15 protein-coding genes and 1 tRNA gene are annotated in these 18,483 nt (G+C 67.4%); 6 read left to right on the forward strand and 10 right to left on the reverse strand.

Annotation, left to right across the window (positions count from 1 at the left end):
• The 9 genes from AVJ23_RS07595 to fabI form a co-directional block, all read right to left on the reverse strand.
• The gene (locus AVJ23_RS07595; RefSeq protein WP_058861557.1) at positions 1–1,425 is read right to left on the reverse strand and encodes a UdgX family uracil-DNA binding protein; all 1,425 of its coding nucleotides are present in this window, start codon (positions 1,423–1,425) and stop codon (positions 1–3) included.
• The gene (locus AVJ23_RS07600; RefSeq protein ID WP_058861640.1) at positions 1,425–2,657 is read right to left on the reverse strand and encodes a putative DNA modification/repair radical SAM protein; all 1,233 of its coding nucleotides are present in this window, start codon (positions 2,655–2,657) and stop codon (positions 1,425–1,427) included. Before AVJ23_RS07600 ends, AVJ23_RS07595 begins: the two co-directional genes overlap by 1 nt.
• 72 nt (positions 2,658–2,729) lie before the next feature.
• The gene (gene trpE / locus AVJ23_RS07605) at positions 2,730–4,244 is read right to left on the reverse strand and encodes an anthranilate synthase component I (RefSeq protein WP_058861558.1); all 1,515 of its coding nucleotides are present in this window, start codon (positions 4,242–4,244) and stop codon (positions 2,730–2,732) included.
• Positions 4,245–4,256: 12 nt separating this feature from the next.
• Positions 4,257–6,104, reverse strand: a complete 1,848-nt coding sequence (locus AVJ23_RS07610) for a peptidyl-prolyl cis-trans isomerase (protein ID WP_058861559.1) — start codon at positions 6,102–6,104, stop codon at positions 4,257–4,259.
• Positions 6,105–6,138: 34 nt separating this feature from the next.
• Positions 6,139–7,335: an aminotransferase gene (locus AVJ23_RS07615; protein ID WP_058861560.1), complete on the reverse strand. Its 1,197-nt coding sequence runs from the start codon at positions 7,333–7,335 to the stop codon at positions 6,139–6,141.
• Positions 7,336–7,454: 119 nt separating this feature from the next.
• Entirely contained in the window at positions 7,455–7,958 is a 504-nt protein-coding gene (gpt, locus tag AVJ23_RS07620; protein ID WP_058861561.1) for a xanthine phosphoribosyltransferase, read from the reverse strand.
• Positions 7,959–7,985: 27 nt separating this feature from the next.
• A complete protein-coding gene (locus tag AVJ23_RS07625; protein WP_058861562.1) occupies positions 7,986–8,597 on the reverse strand; it encodes a LysE family translocator in 612 nt (203 codons plus the stop codon).
• A gap of 1 nt (position 8,598) precedes the next feature.
• Positions 8,599–9,201 (reverse strand): LysE family translocator, encoded by a 603-nt coding sequence (locus AVJ23_RS07630; protein WP_058861563.1) that lies wholly within the window; start codon positions 9,199–9,201, stop codon positions 8,599–8,601.
• A gap of 6 nt (positions 9,202–9,207) precedes the next feature.
• Entirely contained in the window at positions 9,208–10,014 is an 807-nt protein-coding gene (fabI, locus tag AVJ23_RS07635) for an enoyl-ACP reductase FabI (protein WP_058861564.1), read from the reverse strand.
• 135 nt (positions 10,015–10,149) lie between these two features.
• On the opposite strand from fabI, the gene pdxH reads away from it, so the two are divergent.
• The 6 genes from pdxH (at position 10,150) to AVJ23_RS07665 (ending at position 17,007) form a co-directional block, all read left to right on the forward strand.
• Positions 10,150–10,755, forward strand: a complete 606-nt coding sequence (pdxH, locus tag AVJ23_RS07640; protein WP_058861565.1) for a pyridoxamine 5'-phosphate oxidase — start codon at positions 10,150–10,152, stop codon at positions 10,753–10,755.
• 136 nt (positions 10,756–10,891) lie between these two features.
• Complete coding sequence (locus tag AVJ23_RS07645; RefSeq protein ID WP_058861566.1) at positions 10,892–11,422, forward strand: cold-shock protein; 531 nt, start codon at positions 10,892–10,894, stop codon at positions 11,420–11,422.
• A complete protein-coding gene (locus tag AVJ23_RS23565; protein WP_367576924.1) occupies positions 11,398–12,105 on the forward strand; it encodes a DUF192 domain-containing protein in 708 nt (235 codons plus the stop codon). The genes AVJ23_RS07645 and AVJ23_RS23565 overlap by 25 nt, the downstream gene beginning before the upstream one ends.
• A gap of 59 nt (positions 12,106–12,164) precedes the next feature.
• A tRNA-Pro gene (locus AVJ23_RS07655) sits at positions 12,165–12,241 on the forward strand.
• Between the two features lie 511 nt (positions 12,242–12,752).
• The gene (locus tag AVJ23_RS07660) at positions 12,753–16,424 is read left to right on the forward strand and encodes a vitamin B12-dependent ribonucleotide reductase (RefSeq protein ID WP_058861567.1); all 3,672 of its coding nucleotides are present in this window, start codon (positions 12,753–12,755) and stop codon (positions 16,422–16,424) included.
• 343 nt (positions 16,425–16,767) lie between these two features.
• Positions 16,768–17,007, forward strand: a complete 240-nt coding sequence (locus AVJ23_RS07665) for a hypothetical protein (RefSeq protein ID WP_058861568.1) — start codon at positions 16,768–16,770, stop codon at positions 17,005–17,007.
• 68 nt (positions 17,008–17,075) lie between these two features.
• Here AVJ23_RS07665 and AVJ23_RS07670 read toward each other — a convergent pair whose 3' ends face one another.
• The gene (locus AVJ23_RS07670) at positions 17,076–18,293 is read right to left on the reverse strand and encodes an NADP-dependent isocitrate dehydrogenase (RefSeq protein WP_058861569.1); all 1,218 of its coding nucleotides are present in this window, start codon (positions 18,291–18,293) and stop codon (positions 17,076–17,078) included.
• Positions 18,294–18,483: the final 190 nt, after the last annotated feature.

The following is an 18,483-nucleotide window of genomic DNA, read 5'->3' on the forward strand; positions in this document are numbered from 1 at the left end:
TCAGGCCACGCGGCGCGCGGCGTCGCGCAGGTCGGCCTCGAACAGCGCTTCGGCCTCTGCGCGCTCGGGCGGTGGCAGGCGCAGCAGGTAGGACGGGTGCACGGTGACCAGCATCGGCGTGCCGTCGGCCAGATTCTCGATCCGGCCGCGCCGGGCCAAGAGGTTGCGGCGATCGCCGGTCAGGCTTTCCAGCGCCGTGGCGCCCATGGCAAGGATCAGGTCGGGCCGGACTAGCGCGCGTTCCTGCTCGAGCCACCAGCGGCAGTGTTGCACCTCGGCGCGGCCCGGCGACTGGTGGATGCGCCGCTTGCCGCGCGGGGCGAACTTGAAATGCTTGACCGCATTGGTGAGGAAAGCCGCCCGTCGGTCGAGACCCGCCCGGGCCGCCACCTGGTCGAAGAGCTGGCCGGCCGGGCCGACGAAAGGGCGGCCTTCCAGATCCTCGCGGTCGCCCGGTTGTTCGCCCACGATCATCAGGCGCGCATCGAGCGGGCCTTCGCCCGGCACGACCTGTGTGGCCTGTTCCCAGAGCGGGCAGCGCCGGCAGCCTGCCAGACCCGCTTCAAGCGTTTCGCGGTCATCCACAGGCGGCGGTGTCGCCATTTCGGCGCGCAGCCGTTCGGTCACCCGGGCTGCGCGGGCGGGTGCGAGCGTGGGCGCCTGTTCGGCCATGTGCCGCGCGCGGCTCTGGGCCTCGGCGACCAGTTCGGGGATCAGCTCGGCCTCGGGCAGGTTGTGCCAGTACTTGCGCGGCATCTCGGCCTGCATCGCCTTCACCTTGAGCCTTGCGGGGTTGAAGATGTTGCGGAAATAGGTGCGCCAGAGATCCTCGGTCGCGTCGTGCGGCAGTTCGGGGCGCGGCGCGCCCTCGTCCAGCCGGATTCGGCCATCCTCGAAATGCGCCGAGAGGTCGGGGGTGAAGATCGACCAGTCCATGTCGCCGAAACGCTTGGCGAAGAAGGCGGTGGAGGGTTCGAGGATGAAATGCGACGGCTCGAACCAGGCGGCGAAGCGGCGGCGGGGGGCCTCGCGGTCGCCGATCTCGCGGAAGCGGACAAAGGCGGTCATCTTGTGCTTGTCGCGGCCGACCTCTTTGGCCATGCGGTTCAGCCGGTCGATGCGGGGATCGCCGCGATCCTCCAGCAGGCGCCGGTTCTCGCGCAGCGCCCAGAGCACGGCGTAGAGCCGGGCGAAGCGTTCGGGATCGCGGTGCCAGATGACCTGTTGGGCCAGCGAGACGAAGCTCTTGGGAACCGTGACCTGTCCCGGCGGCAGCGCGGGCAGGGGATCGGCGAAGAGGTCACGCTCGGGTGTGCCGCGGCTCCACAGCACGTTTTCCGGCGGGATCCCGGCGGCCAGCAGGCCGCGCGCCGCATCGCGCCAGGCCTCGAAGGTGCCGATCTTCGGCAGCGTGACCGCGCGCATCAGATCAGTTGCAGCTGTTCCGGCGGCGGCGCGAACCGGGCTCGGAGATCGGCCGCATCCAGCCCGCGCGGGCTCCAGTCCAGCGCGGTCAGGAAGGGGCGCGCCTGTTTCAGGTTCGCCCCCATGCGCCGCAGGTCGTCATAGCGGATCGTGCGGTGGCGGCGGGTGGCCAGCAGCCGGCCCACGGTCTTGGCGCCGATCCCGGGCACGCGCAGCAGCAATTCACGGTCGGCGCGGTTCACATCGACCGGAAAGACATGCCGATTGGCCAGCGCCCAGGCCAGCTTGGGGTCGATCTCGAGGTCGAGATTGCCGTCGGGTGTGCCTTGCGCGATCTCGTCGACATCGAAGCCGTAGAAGCGCAGCAGCCAGTCGGCCTGGTAGAGGCGATGCTCCCGCATCAGCGGCGGCTTGATCAGCGGCAGTGCGGCCGAGCTGTCGGGGATGGGCGAGAAAGCCGAGTAATAGACCCGTTTCAGCCGGTAGCTGGAATAGAGCCGGGTCGAGGTCTTGAGGATCGTCATGTCCCGCGCCCCGTCGGCGCCGACGATCATCTGGGTGGACTGCCCGGCGGGGGCGAAGCGGCGCGGGCGCTTGCCGGTATAGCTTTGCTCCTTGCGGGCCTCCTTCATCACGCGCACATCGGCCATGGCGCGGCGGATCTGGTCGGGGTTCTTCTCGGGGGCGTAATCCTTGACCGCGCGGTCAGTGGGCAACTCGACATTGATCGAGAGCCGGTCGGCGTAAAGCCCGGCCTGCTCGATCAGCTCGGGCGCGGCATCGGGGATGGTCTTGAGATGGATGTAGCCGCGGAAGCGGTGCTCCTCGCGCAGCAGGCGCGCGATGCGCACCATGTCGGCCATCGTGTCATCGGGCGACCGGATGATGCCCGAGGACAGGAACAGCCCCTCGATATAGTTGCGGCGGTAGAATTCCAGCGTCAGGTCGACCACTTCCTCGGGCGTGAACCGCGCGCGCTGCACGTTCGAGCTGACGCGATTCACGCAATAGGCGCAGTCATAGATGCAGAAATTCGTCATCAGGATCTTGAGCAGGCTGATGCAGCGCCCGTCCGGGGCATAGGCATGGCAGATGCCCGACCCGGTGGTGGAGCCGATGCCCGAGCCATCGCGCGAGTCGCGCCGCTGCCCCCCGCTCGAGGCGCAGGAGGCATCGTATTTGGCCGCATCCGACAGGATGGCAAGCTTTTCTGAAACCGAGAGTTTTGCCATGGCGTTCATGGTATGTTCATGACCCCGCCACGGCAACGGGGACACGAAAAAGTGAGGTCCGAAAGGGGTCTGTCAGCCGTTCCCGGTCTCGGTGAAGCGGGCGGCATCGGCGGCGGCGCGCCGGATCGCGTTCGACTTGTGCACCGTCTCCTGGTACTCGGCCTCGGGGTCGCTGTCATAGACCACGCCGCCACCGGCCTGGATGAACAGCTTGCGATCCTTGACGATGGCGGTGCGCAGCGCGATGCACATGTCCATGTCGCCGCCGGCGCTGAAATAGCCCACGCCGCCGCCATAGACGCCGCGCTTTTCCGGCTCCAGCTCGTCGATGATCTCCATCGCGCGCACCTTGGGCGCGCCCGAGACGGTGCCCGCGGGCAGCCCGGCCAGCAGGGCCGAGAGCGCATCCTGGTCCTCGGAGAGCTCGCCCACCACGTTCGAGACGATATGCATCACGTGGCTGTAGCGCTCGATGATGAATTCCTCGGTCGGGCGTACCGTGCCGATCTTCGAGACGCGCCCGGTATCGTTGCGTCCCAGATCCAGCAGCATCAGGTGCTCGGCCAGCTCCTTCTGGTCGGCCAGCAGGTCGGCCTCCAGCGCGCGGTCTTCCTCGGGCGTGGCGCCGCGTGGACGGGTGCCGGCGATGGGGCGGATCGTGACCTCGCGCCCGAAGACCCGCACGAGGATCTCGGGGCTGGCGCCGATCACCTGGAAGCCGCCGAAGTTGAAATAGAACATGAAGGGCGAGGGGTTGGTGCGCCGCAGCGAGCGGTAGAGCGCGAAGGGCGGCAGCGGAAACTCCTGCGTCCAGCGCTGCGACGGCACGACCTGGAAGATGTCACCGGCGCGGATATAGTCCTTGGCCGTCTCGACCGCCTGCTTGTAGCCCTCATGGGTGAAGTTCGACACCGGCTCGCCCAGATCGGCGGCTTCGCCCAGGTCGCGGCTGGACTGGGGCAGGGCGCGTTCGAGGTCGCGCACCGCGTCCATCACGCGCTCGGCCGCGCGGGCATAGGCGGCGCGGGCCGACTGCCCCTCCTGCACCCAGGCGGGCGAGACCACGGTGACCTCGCCCTTGACACCGTCCAGCACCGCAACGACCGAGGGGCGCATCAGCATCGCGTCCGGCAGGCCCAGCGGGTCGGGATTGACGTCCGGCAGGTGCTCGACCAGCCGGATCATGTCATAGCCCAGGTAGCCGAACAGCCCTGCCGCCGCCTGCGGCAGGTCATCGGGCAGGTCGATCCGGCTTTCGGCCAGAAGCGCGCGCAGCGCGGTCAGCGGGTCGGCCTCCTGCGTCTCGAACGCGTCGGCATCGAAGCGGGCCGAGCGATTGAGCCGGCTGGTCTGCCCGTGGCACTGCCAGACCAGGTCGGGCTTCATCCCGATGATCGAGTAGCGCCCCCGCACCTCGCCGCCGGTCACGGATTCCAGCATGAAGGCGTCCTTGGCGGCGCCGGTCAGCTTGAGCATCAGCGACACGGGCGTGTCGAGATCCGCGGCAAGGCGGGCATAGACCACCTGGTTGCGCCCGGCATCATAGGCGCGCGCGAAGGCGTCGAAATCCGGGGTCAGGGTCGACATGGCGGGCAGGTCCTACTGGAAGTTCGCGTGCACGGCGTTGATCGCCGCCTGGTCGATCACCACGCCGGCGCGCGACTGGATGTCCGAGGACAGCGCGCGGAACAGGTCCTGCGACACGTCGCTGGCCGCCTGGTCGCCGAAGATCCGGGTCAGCTGCTGCGAGGTTTCGCTGTCGCGGTCGACCGGCAGGATCTCGTCCAGCCGCAGCACGTAGGCCGTGGCGTCGCCGGGCAAGGCGGCGGTCTGGCCGGGCTCCAGCTCGAAGACGCGCTCCAGCAGCCCCTCGGGCAGGTCGGCGCCGAAAGCGGTGCGGGTCAGCCCGGCCTCGGTATTGGCCTCCAGCCCGACGCCCTCGAACGTGGCGCCCTCGGCAAGCCGCGCGGCCAGCTGTTCGGCCTGCTGCATCAGCGCCTCGGTCTTCTGGTCGTCCTGCCAGCCGGCCAGCACCTGCAGGTTCACCTCGTCCATCGGGATCGGCTGGGGCGGCAGCACCTCTTCGAAGCGCAGCGCGAAGACGCCACCATCGCCCAGCTGTTCGATCTGCGGGAAATCGCCCTCTTCCAGCGCGGCCGCGGCCTCGCGGAAGGCCTCGTAACCGGCGATGCCGCTGTCGTTCTGGCCCGTCCAGCCGATCTGGCCCAGCTGCAGGTCGGTCGTCTCGGCCAGCTCCTCCAGCGTGGCGCCGGCGGCCAGCTCGTCATCATAGCTTTGCGCCTGCGTCTCGATCACGCGGCGGGCCCGGTCGAGCGCCAGCGCGCCGCGCAGGTCGGGGATCGCATCCTCGAACGAGGTCGACTGCGCCGGCAGCACGGCGTTCACGCGGAAGAGCGCGGGGCCAAGCTCGGTCGGCGCCGGGCCGGTCACGGACCCGACCTCGGCCTCGAAGACCGTGTCGGCGGCGCCGCCAAGGTCCTCGCGCGCCACGTCGCCCATGTCGGTATCGGCGATGTCCAGCCCGCGCGCCTCGACCAGGTCCTCGAAGGCGGCCTCGCCTGATTGCACCCGCGCCAGCGCGTCGCGCGCGGCGGCCTCGTCGGCAAAGACCAGCCGCTCCACCAGCCGGCGTTCGGGCAGGTTGAACCGGTCGAACTGCTCGTCATACGCGGCGCGCAGCGTCTCCTCGTCCACCTCGACGCTGTCGACGATCATCTCGGGCGTAAGCCAGGCATAAGTGATCTGCGTGGTGCGCGGCCGGGTGAAGCGGTCGATATTCTCGTCGTACCACGCCTTCAGGTCGCCCTCCTCGGGGACCGGCACGCCGGTGTCGAACGCGTCCTGGCCCAGCTCGGCCCAGGTGAAGGCGCGGCGCTGGTTGGCGTAGTCCAGAAGTGTGTCGATATAGGTGTCGGGCAGGGTGGTCCCGGCCAGAACGGCGCCCTGCAGGAGCGTGCTGGCGCTCTCGGCGCGCAGCTGTTCCTCGAACTCGCGCTCGGAGAGCCCGGCATTCTGCAGCGCCAGGCGATAGGCGTCGCGGTTGAAGCTGCCATCGGGGCCCTGGAAGGCCTGGATGTTGCGCAGGTCCTGCGCCAGCTGTTCGTCACCGACCGACAGGCCCAGCTGCGCCGCCTCGTGTTCCAGCGCGGCGGTCACCACCATGCGGCTGAGCACATCCTGCGTCAGCCCCATGTTCTGCGCCTCCTGGAAGCTCAGCGCGCGGCCGCGCTGCGCCTCGACGGCGCGGATCTCGTTCTGGAGCGCGCGGGCATAGTCGGTCACGTCGATCTCGGCCTCACCCACGCGCCCGATCGAGCGCACCGAGCCGCCGAAATTCGTGGCGCCGAACCCGGCCAGGCCAAGGATCAGCAGGGCCATCAGGATCCAGACCAGGGTCTTGGACATCGAGCCGGATTTTGCAGCCATCAGGGCCCCCTCGCGCTTTGGATTGCGGCCTTGTCTACGCAGGGCTCCCGGGGCTTGCAAGGGGCCTGTCAAACGCGGCCAGACGTTCGCAGAAGACGCGCAGGCTGTCGCGATCGGCATTGGCGAAGGCGACGCGGAAATGCCGCTCGCCCGTGGGATCACCGGGGGGTACGAACATGGTGGCGGGCAGGACCAGCACACCGGCCTCGCGCACCAGCGCCGGCGCCAATGTCGAGGCGCCCTCGGCAAAGGGATGTTCGAGATAGGCGAAATAGGCGCCGAGGCCCCGCAGCCGCCAGCCGCGCGCGGCCAGCGGCGGAAAGAACTCCTGCATGGCGGCGCGGCGGTCGAGGATCTCGGCGCGCTGCTCGGCCTTCCATTGCGTGAGGTGTTCAAGCCCCCAGAGCGCGGCACGCTGGCCAAGCGTGGGGGCGCAGATCGCCACCGTGTCCTGGAACTTCTCGATCTCTAGCAGCAGGTCGGGATTGGCGATGATCGCGCCCACGCGGTGCCCGGTCAGCCGGTAGGCCTTGGAAAAACTGTAGAGCTGGATCAGCGTGCCCTCCCAGCCGGGCGTGCCCAGCAGGTCATGCGGCGCGGCGGGGCGGCTGTCGAAATCGCGATAGGTCTCGTCCACCACCAGCTGGATGCCGGTCTCGCGGGCGAGATCGAAGAAACCGCGCAGGGTCTCGGCCGGGTACTCGACCCCGGCGGGATTGTTCGGCGTGACCAGCGCGATGGCGCGGGTGCGCGGCGTGATCAGCGCGCGCGCCGCGTGCGGGTCGGGGATCAGGTCGGGCCCGGTGGGCAGCGGCACGGCGCGCAGCCCGCTCATGTCCAGCCACATCTTGTGGTTGAAATACCAGGGCAGGGGCAGGATGACCTCGTCGCCCTCGGTGGTCAGCGCGGCCAGCGTCGCGGCAAAGGCCTGGTTGCAGCCGGCGGTGATGCCCACATGGGCGGGGGTTACAGTGCCGCCGTAATGGCGCGCCCAGTCCGCGGCCAGCGCCGCGCGCAGCGCGGCCAGGCCCAGCACGGGGCCGTAGAGATGCGTCTCGGGATCCTCGAGCGCCTCGGCCATGGCGGCGCGCAGCGCGGGCGGCGGCGGGTCCACCGGCGCGGCCTGGCTGAGATTGATCAGCGGGCGGTCGGGCGCGAACTCCACCCCGTCGAGCCAGCGTTTCGCCTCGGGGATCGGCGGCGCGAAGGTCGCCTCGGTCCGGGTGATCATGGCATGTCTTCCTTGCCGGCGCGCCTGTCGGCGCCCATGTCGGTTTGCGCTCGGGCCGCGCGGGGCCCCGGGGGACGCCCCCCGGACCCCCGGCCCGGCGGTCTGTCCCTGGCCCGGGGTCAGTCCTGGCCGCGATAGGGTTTGACGTATTGCAGCGCCATGTCCCAGGGGAAGAAGATCCAGGTGTCCTGGCTGACCTCGGTGATGAAGGTGTCGACCTGCGGCCGGCCCATGGGCTTGGCATAGACCGTGGCGACATGGGCCTTGGGCATGTGGGCGCGCACCACTTCCAGCGTGCGGCCCGTGTCGACGAGGTCGTCGATGATCAGCACGCCGGTGCCGTCGCCCACCACCTCCATGTCCGGCGATTTGATCACGCGCGGCTCGGACTGGGTCTGGTGGTTGTAGCTTTTCACGCTGATCGTATCGACCATGCGGATGTCCAGCTCGCGCGCCACGATCATCGCCGGCGCCATGCCGCCGCGGGTGATGGCGACCACGGCGCGCCACGCGCCGGCATCCGGGCCCTGGCCCTGCAGGCGCCAGGCCAGCGCGCGCGCATCGCGGTGCAGCTGGTCCCAGCTGACATGGAAGCCTTTTTCATGCGGCAGAAGGTCACTCATGGGGCGGGTCTCCTTGGGGTCGGGCGATCAGGCGAGGGCGATCTTCAGGCCGAAACCGGCGATCAGCGTGCCGAAGGCGCGGTCGGTCCAGGCCTTGGCGCGGGCATAAAGCGCGCGCGCCCGCGGCAGCGAGAAGACGCGCGAGACGACGAGGTACCACAGCGCCTCGTTCACGCCGATGACCAGCACCAGCGCGGCGCGGGCCCAGAGCGGCGCGTCCACCGGCACCAGCCCGACGAAGACCGCGCCGAAGAAGATCGCGGGTTTGGGATTGGTGGCATAGGTGAGGAAGCCCAGCCGCATGGCGCGGCCCGGGCTTTTCGGCGGGCCGGCGCTGGCCTCGGGCAGCGGGTCGGGCGCGTGGCGCCACATGGCCACGGCGATGAAGATCAGGAAGGCGGCGCCCCCGATCTTGAGCACCAGGAACAGCGCCGGGACCAGCTGGAAGACCAGCGCCAGCCCCGCCATCGCGCCCGCCGCCCAGAGCGCCGCGCCCAGCCCGAAGCCCAGGCTCAGCGCCGCGGCGGTGCGGAACCCGTCGCTGGCGGCGGTCTTCAGGCAGACCACGAAGGAGGGGCCGGGGCTCATCGCCGCCAGAAGGTGGATCAGCACCACGGAAAGGAAGAGCGCGGGCGTCATCCTAGCGCCCCACCAGCAGGCGCAGGCCCAGCGCGGCCAGGATCAGGGCGGCGGCGCGGTCGATCACCGGCTTCAGCCGCAGATACCCCGCCCGGGCGCGTGCGGTGGAGAGCGCGGCGGCAAACAGCGCGTAGACGCAGAGCTCCACCAGCAGGTGATTGGCCACGATCAGCGCCTTGTCGGACAGCGCAAGGTCCGGCGGGAAGATCACGACCAGCACGGAAGCAGCGAAGAGCACGGATTTCGGATTGGCAAGGTTGACCAGCATACCGCCCAGAAAGGCGCGCGCCCCGGGATTGGCGGCCTGCGCCACGGGGGCGCGCGCGTCGCGCCAGAGCCCCCAGGCCACCCAGAGCAGGTAGAGCGCCCCGGCCAGTTTCAGCGCGAGATAGGCCCAAGGCACCAGCGCAAAGACCGCGTCCAGCCCCAGCAGCGCCGCGCCGGTCCAGCCCGCGGCCACGAGGCCCAGACCCGCACCGGTCGCCACGCCCGTGGCAAAGCCGCCCGCGATCGACTGGCGTAGCGCGAAGAGCAGGGCCGGACCCGGGGCCGCCATGGCCGCCAGCAGCGTCAGGTTGAACGCCAGCAGGTGGGTCCAGTTCATCGCGCGTCACCCCTTGGTGATGTCGGGTGCGTCCACCGCCTTCATGCCGACTACGTGATAGCCCGCATCGACGTGATGCGTCTCGCCGGTGACGCCGGAGCCGAGATCGGAGAGCAGGTACAGCGCGGATTTGCCCACATCTTCGGTGGTGACATTGCGCCGCAGCGGCGAGTTGTACTCGTTCCACTTCATGATGTAGCGGAAATCGCCGATGCCGCTGGCCGCCAGCGTCTTGATCGGGCCGGCGCTGATCGCGTTGACGCGGATGCCGTCCTTGCCCAGATCCTCAGCCAGGTAGCGCACCGAGGCCTCGAGCGCGGCCTTGGCCACGCCCATGACGTTGTAATGCGGCATGACGCGCTCGGCGCCGTAATAGGTCAGGGTCAGCGCGCTGCCGCCCGCGCTCATCATCTTCTCGGCGCGCTGCATGACGGCGGTGAAGGAATAGACCGAGATGTCCATCGACATGGTGAAATTGGCCCGTGTCGTGTCGACATAGCGGCCGCGCAGCTCGTTCTTGTCGGAAAAGCCGATGGCGTGCACGATGAAGTCGAGCCCGTCCCATTCCTCGGCCAGTGCGGTGAAGAGCATGTCGATCGAGCCCTCGTCGCCCACGTCGCAGGGCAGAACGATGTTCGATCCCAGCTGCTCGGCCAGCGGGCCGACCCGCTTCTTCAGCGCCTCGCCCTGGTAGGAAAAGGCCAGGTCGGCGCCGGCATCGGCACAGGCCTTCGCGATGCCCCAGGCGATCGACTTGTCATTGGCCAGCCCCATGATCAGGCCGCGTTTTCCTGCCATCAACCCGTTTGACATGCTTGCCTCTTCGCCCAGATCGTCATTAGAGCGTCGTTTAGGCGATCCCCCCCGGGCCATCAAGTGTGCAATCATCGCCCATGCAGCGCGGCCACACCCCCGCGCCGGGAGGGGATCGAAGAAGGAGAGACCGACATGACCGACCGAAGCGGCATCTTTGCCGGAGACGATCCCTTTGCCATCGCGCAGGCCTGGCTGACCGAGGCCGAGGCGTCCGAGCCCAACGACCCCAATGCCATCGCGTTGTCGACGGTGGATGCGGACGGGCTGCCCAATGCGCGCATGGTGCTGCTCAAGGAGATCGAGCCCGCCGCCTTCGTCTTCTACACCAATTACGGCTCGGCCAAGGCGGCCGAGATCGACAGCGCCGGCAAGGCGGCCTTCGTGATGCACTGGAAATCGCTGCGCCGGCAGATCCGGGTGCGCGGGCTGGTCGAGCGCGAAGAGGGGCCGCAGGCGGACGAGTATTTCAACACGCGCTCGCTCAAGAGCCGGCTGGGCGCCTGGGCCTCGCAGCAGAGCCAGCCGCTCTCGTCGCGCTCGGCGCTGATGGCCGAAGTCGCCAAGGTCACCGCGCAGCAGGGCACGGCGCCCAAGCGGCCGCCCTTCTGGGGCGGCTACCGGATCTCGCCGCTCGAGATCGAGTTCTGGGCCGACGGGGCGTTCCGCCTGCATGACCGGTTTCGCTGGCGTCGCAGGACATTGCAGGAAGCCTGGGAGGTGACGCGCCTCAACCCCTGATTTTCAGGGGATCGCGCGGTTCGTGCTGCACAAATCGGGGCCCGTTGACACAAAATAGGACATATTCAACGTCTTGATCCAAACCCGTTGACTGTTCCACAAAGATATCAAGCAATGTCAGTGGACGTCGGGTGAAATGTTGAGACAAGACGACAGCGACACGCAGGCCGTCTCGGGCAAGGTCAAGTGGTTCGACCCGGTCAAGGGGTTCGGCTTCGTGATCGCGGATGCCGGCGGGCCCGACATCCTGCTGCATGCCAATGTGCTGCGCAATTTCGGCCAGAGCTCGGTCGCCGACGGGGCCCGGGTCGAGATCGCGGTGCAGCAGACCGAGCGCGGCGTGCAGGCCACCGAGGTGCTGCGCATCGACCCGCCCGAGGGGACCGAGGGCGCGCCGCTGGCCGATTTCGAACAGATCGACCCCGAGCAGCTGAGCGCCGCCGCGCTCGAGCCCGCCCGGGTGAAATGGTTCGACAAGTCCAAGGGTTTCGGGTTTGCAAATGTGTTTGGAAAATCCGAAGATGTGTTCATTCATATCGAGGTCCTGCGCCGGTCGGGACTCTCGGATCTCCAGCCCGGCGAGGCGCTGGCGATCCGGGTGATCGACGGGCGCCGCGGACGAATGGCGATGGAAGTGAACGCATGGGAATCCGCATTGCTGCGCTAGGGATGTGTCTCGGGCTGGCCGCGATCGGCCCCGCCTGTGCGGAGGATCCCGCAACCGGGCAGGGCACTGCCCCGGTGACCCGCGCCGATGCGGCCACGGCCCCGCGGGCTGCGCCCGAGGATCCCGTCGGCGGCGCACCGCTCGAGGGTGATGGTGGCGCCGAGCGACCCGACAGCACCGGGGCAGAGAGTACCAGCACACCCATCGGAGAGGATGAGACGGTGCTCGCGCCGATCGGCGACGAGGCCGAAACGTCCCGGACCGCCAGTTCGGACGGCCCCGCGTGCCGCGCCGACACGGTCTGGCTGCGCGGCCCGTTCGGCACGGCACGGTTCAAGGTTGCGGTGGCCGATGATGCACAGGCGCGGGCGCAGGGGCTGATGAATGTCGAGTCGATGCCAAGTTCCACCGGCATGCTCTTCGTCTACGAATATCCGCGCCCCGTTTCCTTCTGGATGAAGAACACGCTGATCCCGCTCGACATGGTCTTTGCCGATGCCGAAGGCGTCGTCACCAGCGTGCACGAGAATGCCGTGCCGCTGGACGAGACCTCGATCCCCGGCGAGGGGATGGTGCAATACGTGCTGGAGATCAACGGCGGGCTGGCGCGCCAGATTGGCATCGGACCGGGCAGCGTGCTGCGTCATCCCGCGATCACCGACGGCGCCTGGCCCTGTCAGTAGGCCCGAGGCCCGATTTCGGTCTTTCCTTCGACGCGGCGCGGCGATAAACACCGCGCTGTCGGGGCGTAGCGCAGCCTGGTAGCGCGTCTGTTTTGGGTACAGAAGGTCGTGAGTTCGAATCTCGCCGCCCCGACCACCTCTCCATTCCTTCCGAACTTTCCGTTACGTCGCTACCGGCGGCACGTGTTTCACGGACTTGTGCGTGCCTCGATGGACACAACTGCGGGCCGCCTATTCGTATCGCCCGAGTTGTCCCGCCACAGGTAGGCCCAACTCTCAACAGTTGTGGATAACTTTGCAGTGTTCCTAGCTTTTTCAGGGCCTCGCATGGGATCGGAGGTGTTAACGTTTTGTGGGGGAATCGTGGACCGATACTTCCCCTAGTGGCCTCCTGTATCGTCAACACTAAATATATGGCGAACTCCCCGAAAAAGCCGTTGACGACTCTCGCGTGATCCGTTCATTTTGTGCGGGCCGGTCACAAGCCACACAAGATGTGGTGTCACCGCCGGGCAGGGACAGACATCCGCACCGCATATCGGACGACGCCGTATCGCCACGCCCCTCCGCGTGTCGGGGGCGCCGCTGTCACTGCCGCCGGGATCGGCATCGAGTTTGGGACACGCGGAAAGTGACAGGGCGCAGGCATGAAGATCGAGAGAAAGTACACCACCGCAGGCAAGGACGCGTATGAGGGCATCCCCTTCGTCACGACCGCATCGGAGATCCGCAATCCCGACGGCACGATCGTGTTCCGCCTCGACAACCTGGAAGTGCCCGCCAAGTGGAGCCAGGTTGCCAGCGACGTGATCGCGCAGAAATATTTCCGCAAGGCCGGCGTCCCGGTCGAGCTCAAGCGCATCCCCGAAGAGGGCGTGCCCGAGTTCCTGTGGCGCTCCGAGGCGGCCTCGAAGACGACCGAGCGCACCGGCGAGACCTCGGCGCGCCAGGTCTTCGACCGGCTGGCCGGCGCCTGGGCCTACTGGGGCTGGAAGGGCGGCTATTTCTCGACCGAGGAGGACGCCCGCGCCTATTACGACGAGATGCGCCACATGCTGGCGACCCAGACCGCTGCGCCCAACAGCCCGCAATGGTTCAACACCGGCCTGCACTGGGCCTATGGCATCGACGGGCCGGGGCAGGGCCACTACTACGTCGATTACAAGACCGGCAAGCTGGTCAAGTCGCGCTCGGCCTACGAGCATCCGCAGCCGCATGCCTGCTTCATCCAGTCCGTGCAGGACGACCTGGTGAACGAGGGCGGCATCATGGATCTCTGGGTGCGCGAGGCGCGCCTGTTCAAATACGGCTCGGGCACCGGCACCAACTTCTCGTCGCTGCGCGCCGAGGGCGAGTCGCTGTCGGGCGGCGGGCGCTCCTCGGGCCTGATGGGCTTCCTCAAGATCGGTGACCGGGCGGCCGGCGCCATCAAGTCGGGCGGCACCACGCGCCGCGCCGCCAAGATGGTGATCTGCGACGCCGATCACCCCGATATCGAGGAGTTCATCAACTGGAAGGTGCGCGAAGAGCAGAAGGTGGCCTCGATCGTCGCCGGCTCCAAGATGCACGAGAAGATGCTCAACGGCATCTTCGAGGCGATCCGCGTCTGGGACGGCGACGCCGCCGACGCCTATGACCCCAAGAAGAACGACACGCTCAAGGGCGCGGTCCGCGCGGCCAAGAACGCCCTGATCCCCGAGACCTACATCAAGCGCGTGCTGGACTACGCGCGCCAGGGCTATGGCTCCATCGAGTTCCCGACCTATGACACGGACTGGGATTCCGAGGCCTATGCCTCGGTCTCGGGCCAGAACTCGAACAACTCGATCCGCGTCACCGATGCCTTCCTGAAGGCCGTGCGCGAGGATGCCGACTGGGAGCTGATCCGCCGCACCGACGGGCAGGTCGCCAAGACCATCAAGGCCCGCGACCTGTGGGACCAGGTGGGCCACGCGGCCTGGGCCTGTGCCGATCCCGGCATCCAGTTCCACGACACGGTCAACGCCTGGCACACCTGCCCGGAAGATGGCGAGATCCGCGGCTCGAACCCGTGCTCGGAATACATGTTCCTCGACGACACGGCCTGCAACCTGGCTTCGATGAACCTGCTGACCTTCCTCAAGGACGGCAAGTTCGACGCCGAGACCTACATGCATGCCACGCGGCTGTGGACGCTGACGCTGGAGATCTCGGTCACCATGGCGCAGTTCCCGTCCAAGGAGATCGCGCAGCTGTCCTATGATTTCCGGACGCTTGGCCTGGGCTATGCCAATATCGGCGGCCTGCTGATGAACATGGGCTATGGCTATGACAGCGACGAGGGCCGCGCGCTCTGCGGCGCGCTGACCGCGATCATGACCGGCGTGGCCTATGCCACCTCGGCCGAGATCGCCGGCGAGCTGGGCGCCTTTGCCGGCTACGAGCGCAACCGCGCGCATATGCTGCGTGTTATCCGCAACCACCGCAACGCCGCGCATGGCGCCACCTCGGGCTACGAGAAGCTGGCCGTCAAGCCGGTCGCGCTGGACCATGACGGCTGCCCCGATCCGGTGCTGGTCGAGCTGGCCATGTCCTCCTGGGACGAGGCGCTGCGGCTGGGCGAAAAGCACGGCTATCGCAACGCCCAGACCACCGTCATCGCGCCGACCGGCACGATCGGCCTGGTCATGGATTGCGACACGACCGGGATCGAGCCCGATTTCGCGCTGGTGAAGTTCAAGAAGCTGGCCGGCGGCGGCTACTTCAAGATCATCAACAACTCGGTGCCGGCCGCGCTGGAAAAGCTGGGCTATGGCAGCGCGCAGATCGAGGAGATCGTCTCCTACGCGGTGGGTCACCAGACGCTGGGCAACGCGCCGGGCATCAACCACACCGCGCTGATCGGTCACGGCTTCGGCCCGGCGCAGATCGAGAAGATCGAGGCCGCGCTGGCCACCGCCTTCGACATCCGCTTCGTGTTCAACCAGTGGACGCTGGGCGAGGAGTTCTGCCGCGACGTGCTGGGCATCCCGGCCGCCAAGCTGGTCGACCCGACCTTCGACATGCTGCGCCATCTGGGCTTCTCGAAGGCCGATATCGACGCGGCCAACGACCATGTCTGCGGGACCATGACGCTGGAAGGCGCGCCGCACCTGCGCCCCGAGCATTACCACGTGTTCGACTGCGCCAATCCCTGCGGCAAGACCGGCACGCGCTACCTGTCGGTGGAAAGCCACATCACCATGATGGCGGCGGCCCAGAGCTTCATCTCGGGCGCCATCTCCAAGACCATCAACATGGCCAACACCGCGACGATCACCGACTGCCAGAAGGCCTACGAGCTGTCCTGGTCGCTGGGGGTCAAGGCCAACGCGCTCTACCGCGACGGCTCCAAGCTGAGCCAGCCGCTGGCCGCCGCGCTGGTCGAGGATGACGACGACGCCGCCGAGGTGCTCGAGACCGGCAGCACGCAGGAAAAGGCCGCCGTGCTGGCCGAGAAGATCGTCGAGAAGGTCGTGGTCAAGGAGGTCGTCCGCTCGCATCGCGAGAAGATGCCCGAGCGTCGCAAGGGCTATACCCAGAAGGCCATCGTGGGCGGCCACAAGGTCTACCTGCGCACCGGCGAATATGCCGACGGCAACCTGGGCGAGATCTTCATCGACATGCACAAGGAAGGGGCCGGCTTCCGCGCGATGATGAACAACTTCGCCATCGCCGTCTCGGTGGGTCTGCAATACGGTGTGCCGCTGGAGGAGTTCGTCGACGCCTTCACCTTCACCAAGTTCGAACCCGCGGGCATGGTGCAGGGCAATGACAGCATCAAGAACGCGACCTCGATCCTCGACTACATCTTCCGGGAACTGGCCGTGTCCTACCTGGACCGCACCGACCTGGCCCATGTGAAGCCCGAAGGCGCGACCTTCGACGACCTGGGCCGCGGCGAGGAAGAGGGCGTGTCCAACGTCAAGGAGCTGTCGGACAGCGCCGCCTCCAAGTCGCTGGAGGTGCTCAAGCAGATCAGCTCGACCGGCTACCTGCGCAAGCGCCTTCCGCAGGAACTGGTGGTGCTGCAGGGCGGGGCCTCGGCCTCGGTCGCCTTCGAAAGCGGCACCGATCCCGAGCAGGTGCTGACCTCGCTCGTCCCCGCCTCGGCCGCCGGGGCGCGGTCGGAAAGCCCGGTGCGGTCGGAAAGCTCGGCCCTGTCGATGAGCGCGGTCAACCGTGCGCGGATGCAGGGCTACGAGGGCGAGGCCTGCGGCGAATGCGGCAACTACACGCTGGTGCGCAACGGCACCTGCATGAAGTGCAACACCTGCGGCGCGACCTCGGGCTGCAGCTGACGACCTCGCGCCGCCCCGGCGGCGCAGGCGGGGCCCGGCCCGGGCCCCGACACGGACAGCCGACCGGGGTGCGGGGTGCGCCCCGGGCGGCGCCGGGCCTCAGCGCGGGGCCCGCGGCGGATGGGGCCGCAGGCAGAAAACACGGGCGGTGAACGACGAGCCCCATCGGTGAAACTGGACAGGGCCCTTGCGAGGGCCCTTTTTCTTTCCGCAGGGTCAACCGGACCCGAGAAAGTTCCTGAAAAACCAATGACATCCGCACAAGTTATGGTGATCGGAAAACTTGCAACTTCCGGCCGGGGGGTGGGGTTCTTCCACCAGCAACACAGCAAGGAGGTTTGTTATGAAAAAGCTGATGATCACCGCCACCGCCCTCACCGGTTTCGCGATGCCCGCCATCGCACAGGATGACGAAGCCGGCATCTCCTATGACCAGATGGTCATGATGGTGCCCGACTATGTCGAAACCGATTTCGATGCGCTGGACACCGACAATTCCGGCTTCCTCGATTCCGGCGAGATCGAGCAGGCACGCACCAACGGCCTGTTCCCGCTGAGCGACAATCGCGGCGCCGCCGACTGATTGGCGTCACCTTCGCCAAAGCGCCCCGCCATTCGGCGGGGCGTTTTTTTGTGCGCAGGTCCCGCCCGTCAGGCCGCGCCGAGCGCGCGGTTCAGGTTCTCGTCGATCTTCTCGAGGAAGCCCATCGTGGTCAGCCAGCCCTGCTGCGGGCCGACCAGCAGCGCGAGGTCCTTGGTCATGGATCCCGATTCCACCGTCTCGATGATCACCCGCTCCAGCGTTTCGGCAAAAGCGCGCAATGCCACGTTGCCGTCCAGCTTGGCGCGATGCTTGAGCCCGCCGGTCCAGGCGTAGATCGACGCGATCGAGTTGGTCGAGGTCGCCTCGCCCTTCTGGTGCTGGCGGTAATGCCGCGTCACCGTGCCATGCGCGGCCTCGGCCTCGACGATGCGGCCATCCGGCGTCATCAGCTGCGAGGTCATCAGCCCCAGCGAGCCAAAGCCCTGCGCCACGGTGTCGGACTGCACGTCGCCATCGTAGTTCTTGCAGGCCCAGACGAATTTCCCGTTCCATTTCAACGCACAGGCCACCATGTCGTCGATCAGCCGGTGTTCGTACCAGATGCCGGCCGCCTTGAACTTCTCGGCGAACTCTGCCTCGTAGACCTCCTGGAAGAGATCCTTGAAGCGCCCGTCATAGGCCTTGAGGATCGTGTTCTTGGTCGACAGGTAGACCGGCCAGCCAAGGTTCAGGCCGTAATTCAGCGAGGCCCGGGCAAAGTCGCGGATCGACTCGTCCTGGTTGTACATGCCCATGTAGACGCCGGCATCGGGCGCGTCATAGACCTCGCGCTCGATCACCTCGCCATCGGCGCCTTCCCATTTCATCGTCAGCTTGCCGGCGCCGGGAAAGTGGAAATCGGTCGCCTTGTACTGGTCGCCGAAAGCGTGACGCCCGACCACGATGGGCGAGGTCCAGCCCGGCACCAGCCGCGGCACGTTGCGGCAGATGATTGGCTGGCGAAAGACCACGCCGCCCAGGATGTTGCGGATCGTGCCATTGGGGCTGCGCCACATCTTCTTCAGGCCGAACTCCTCGACCCGCGCCTCGTCGGGCGTGATCGTGGCGCATTTCACCGCGACGCCGATCTCTTTCGTCTTCTCGGCAGCCGCGATGGTGACCTGGTCCTCGGTCCGGTCGCGTTCCTCGATCCCGAGGTCATAATACAGCAGGTCGATGTCGAGATAGGGCAGGATCAGCTTCTGCTTGATGAAATCCCAGATGATGCGGGTCATCTCGTCCCCGTCCATCTCGACGATGGGGTTGTCTACCTTGATCTTGGACATGCAATCGCCCTTTCGCTCGGCGGTTTCGGCTCTGCTGTCGGTCTAGCGGAAAGCGGCGCGCACGAGAAGGCGGCATGCCGGGGTATGCAGAACTGTCATCTCGGGCCGCGCGCCTCTGTCGGCCGGGATTTATAAAGCATTTTAGGAAGATAGCCCGTGGCGGTTAAGGGCCGGATCAGGCGGCACTGCT

This window comes from Pseudoponticoccus marisrubri (genome assembly GCF_001482405.1).
GTDB lineage: Bacteria > Pseudomonadota > Alphaproteobacteria > Rhodobacterales > Rhodobacteraceae > Pseudoponticoccus > Pseudoponticoccus marisrubri.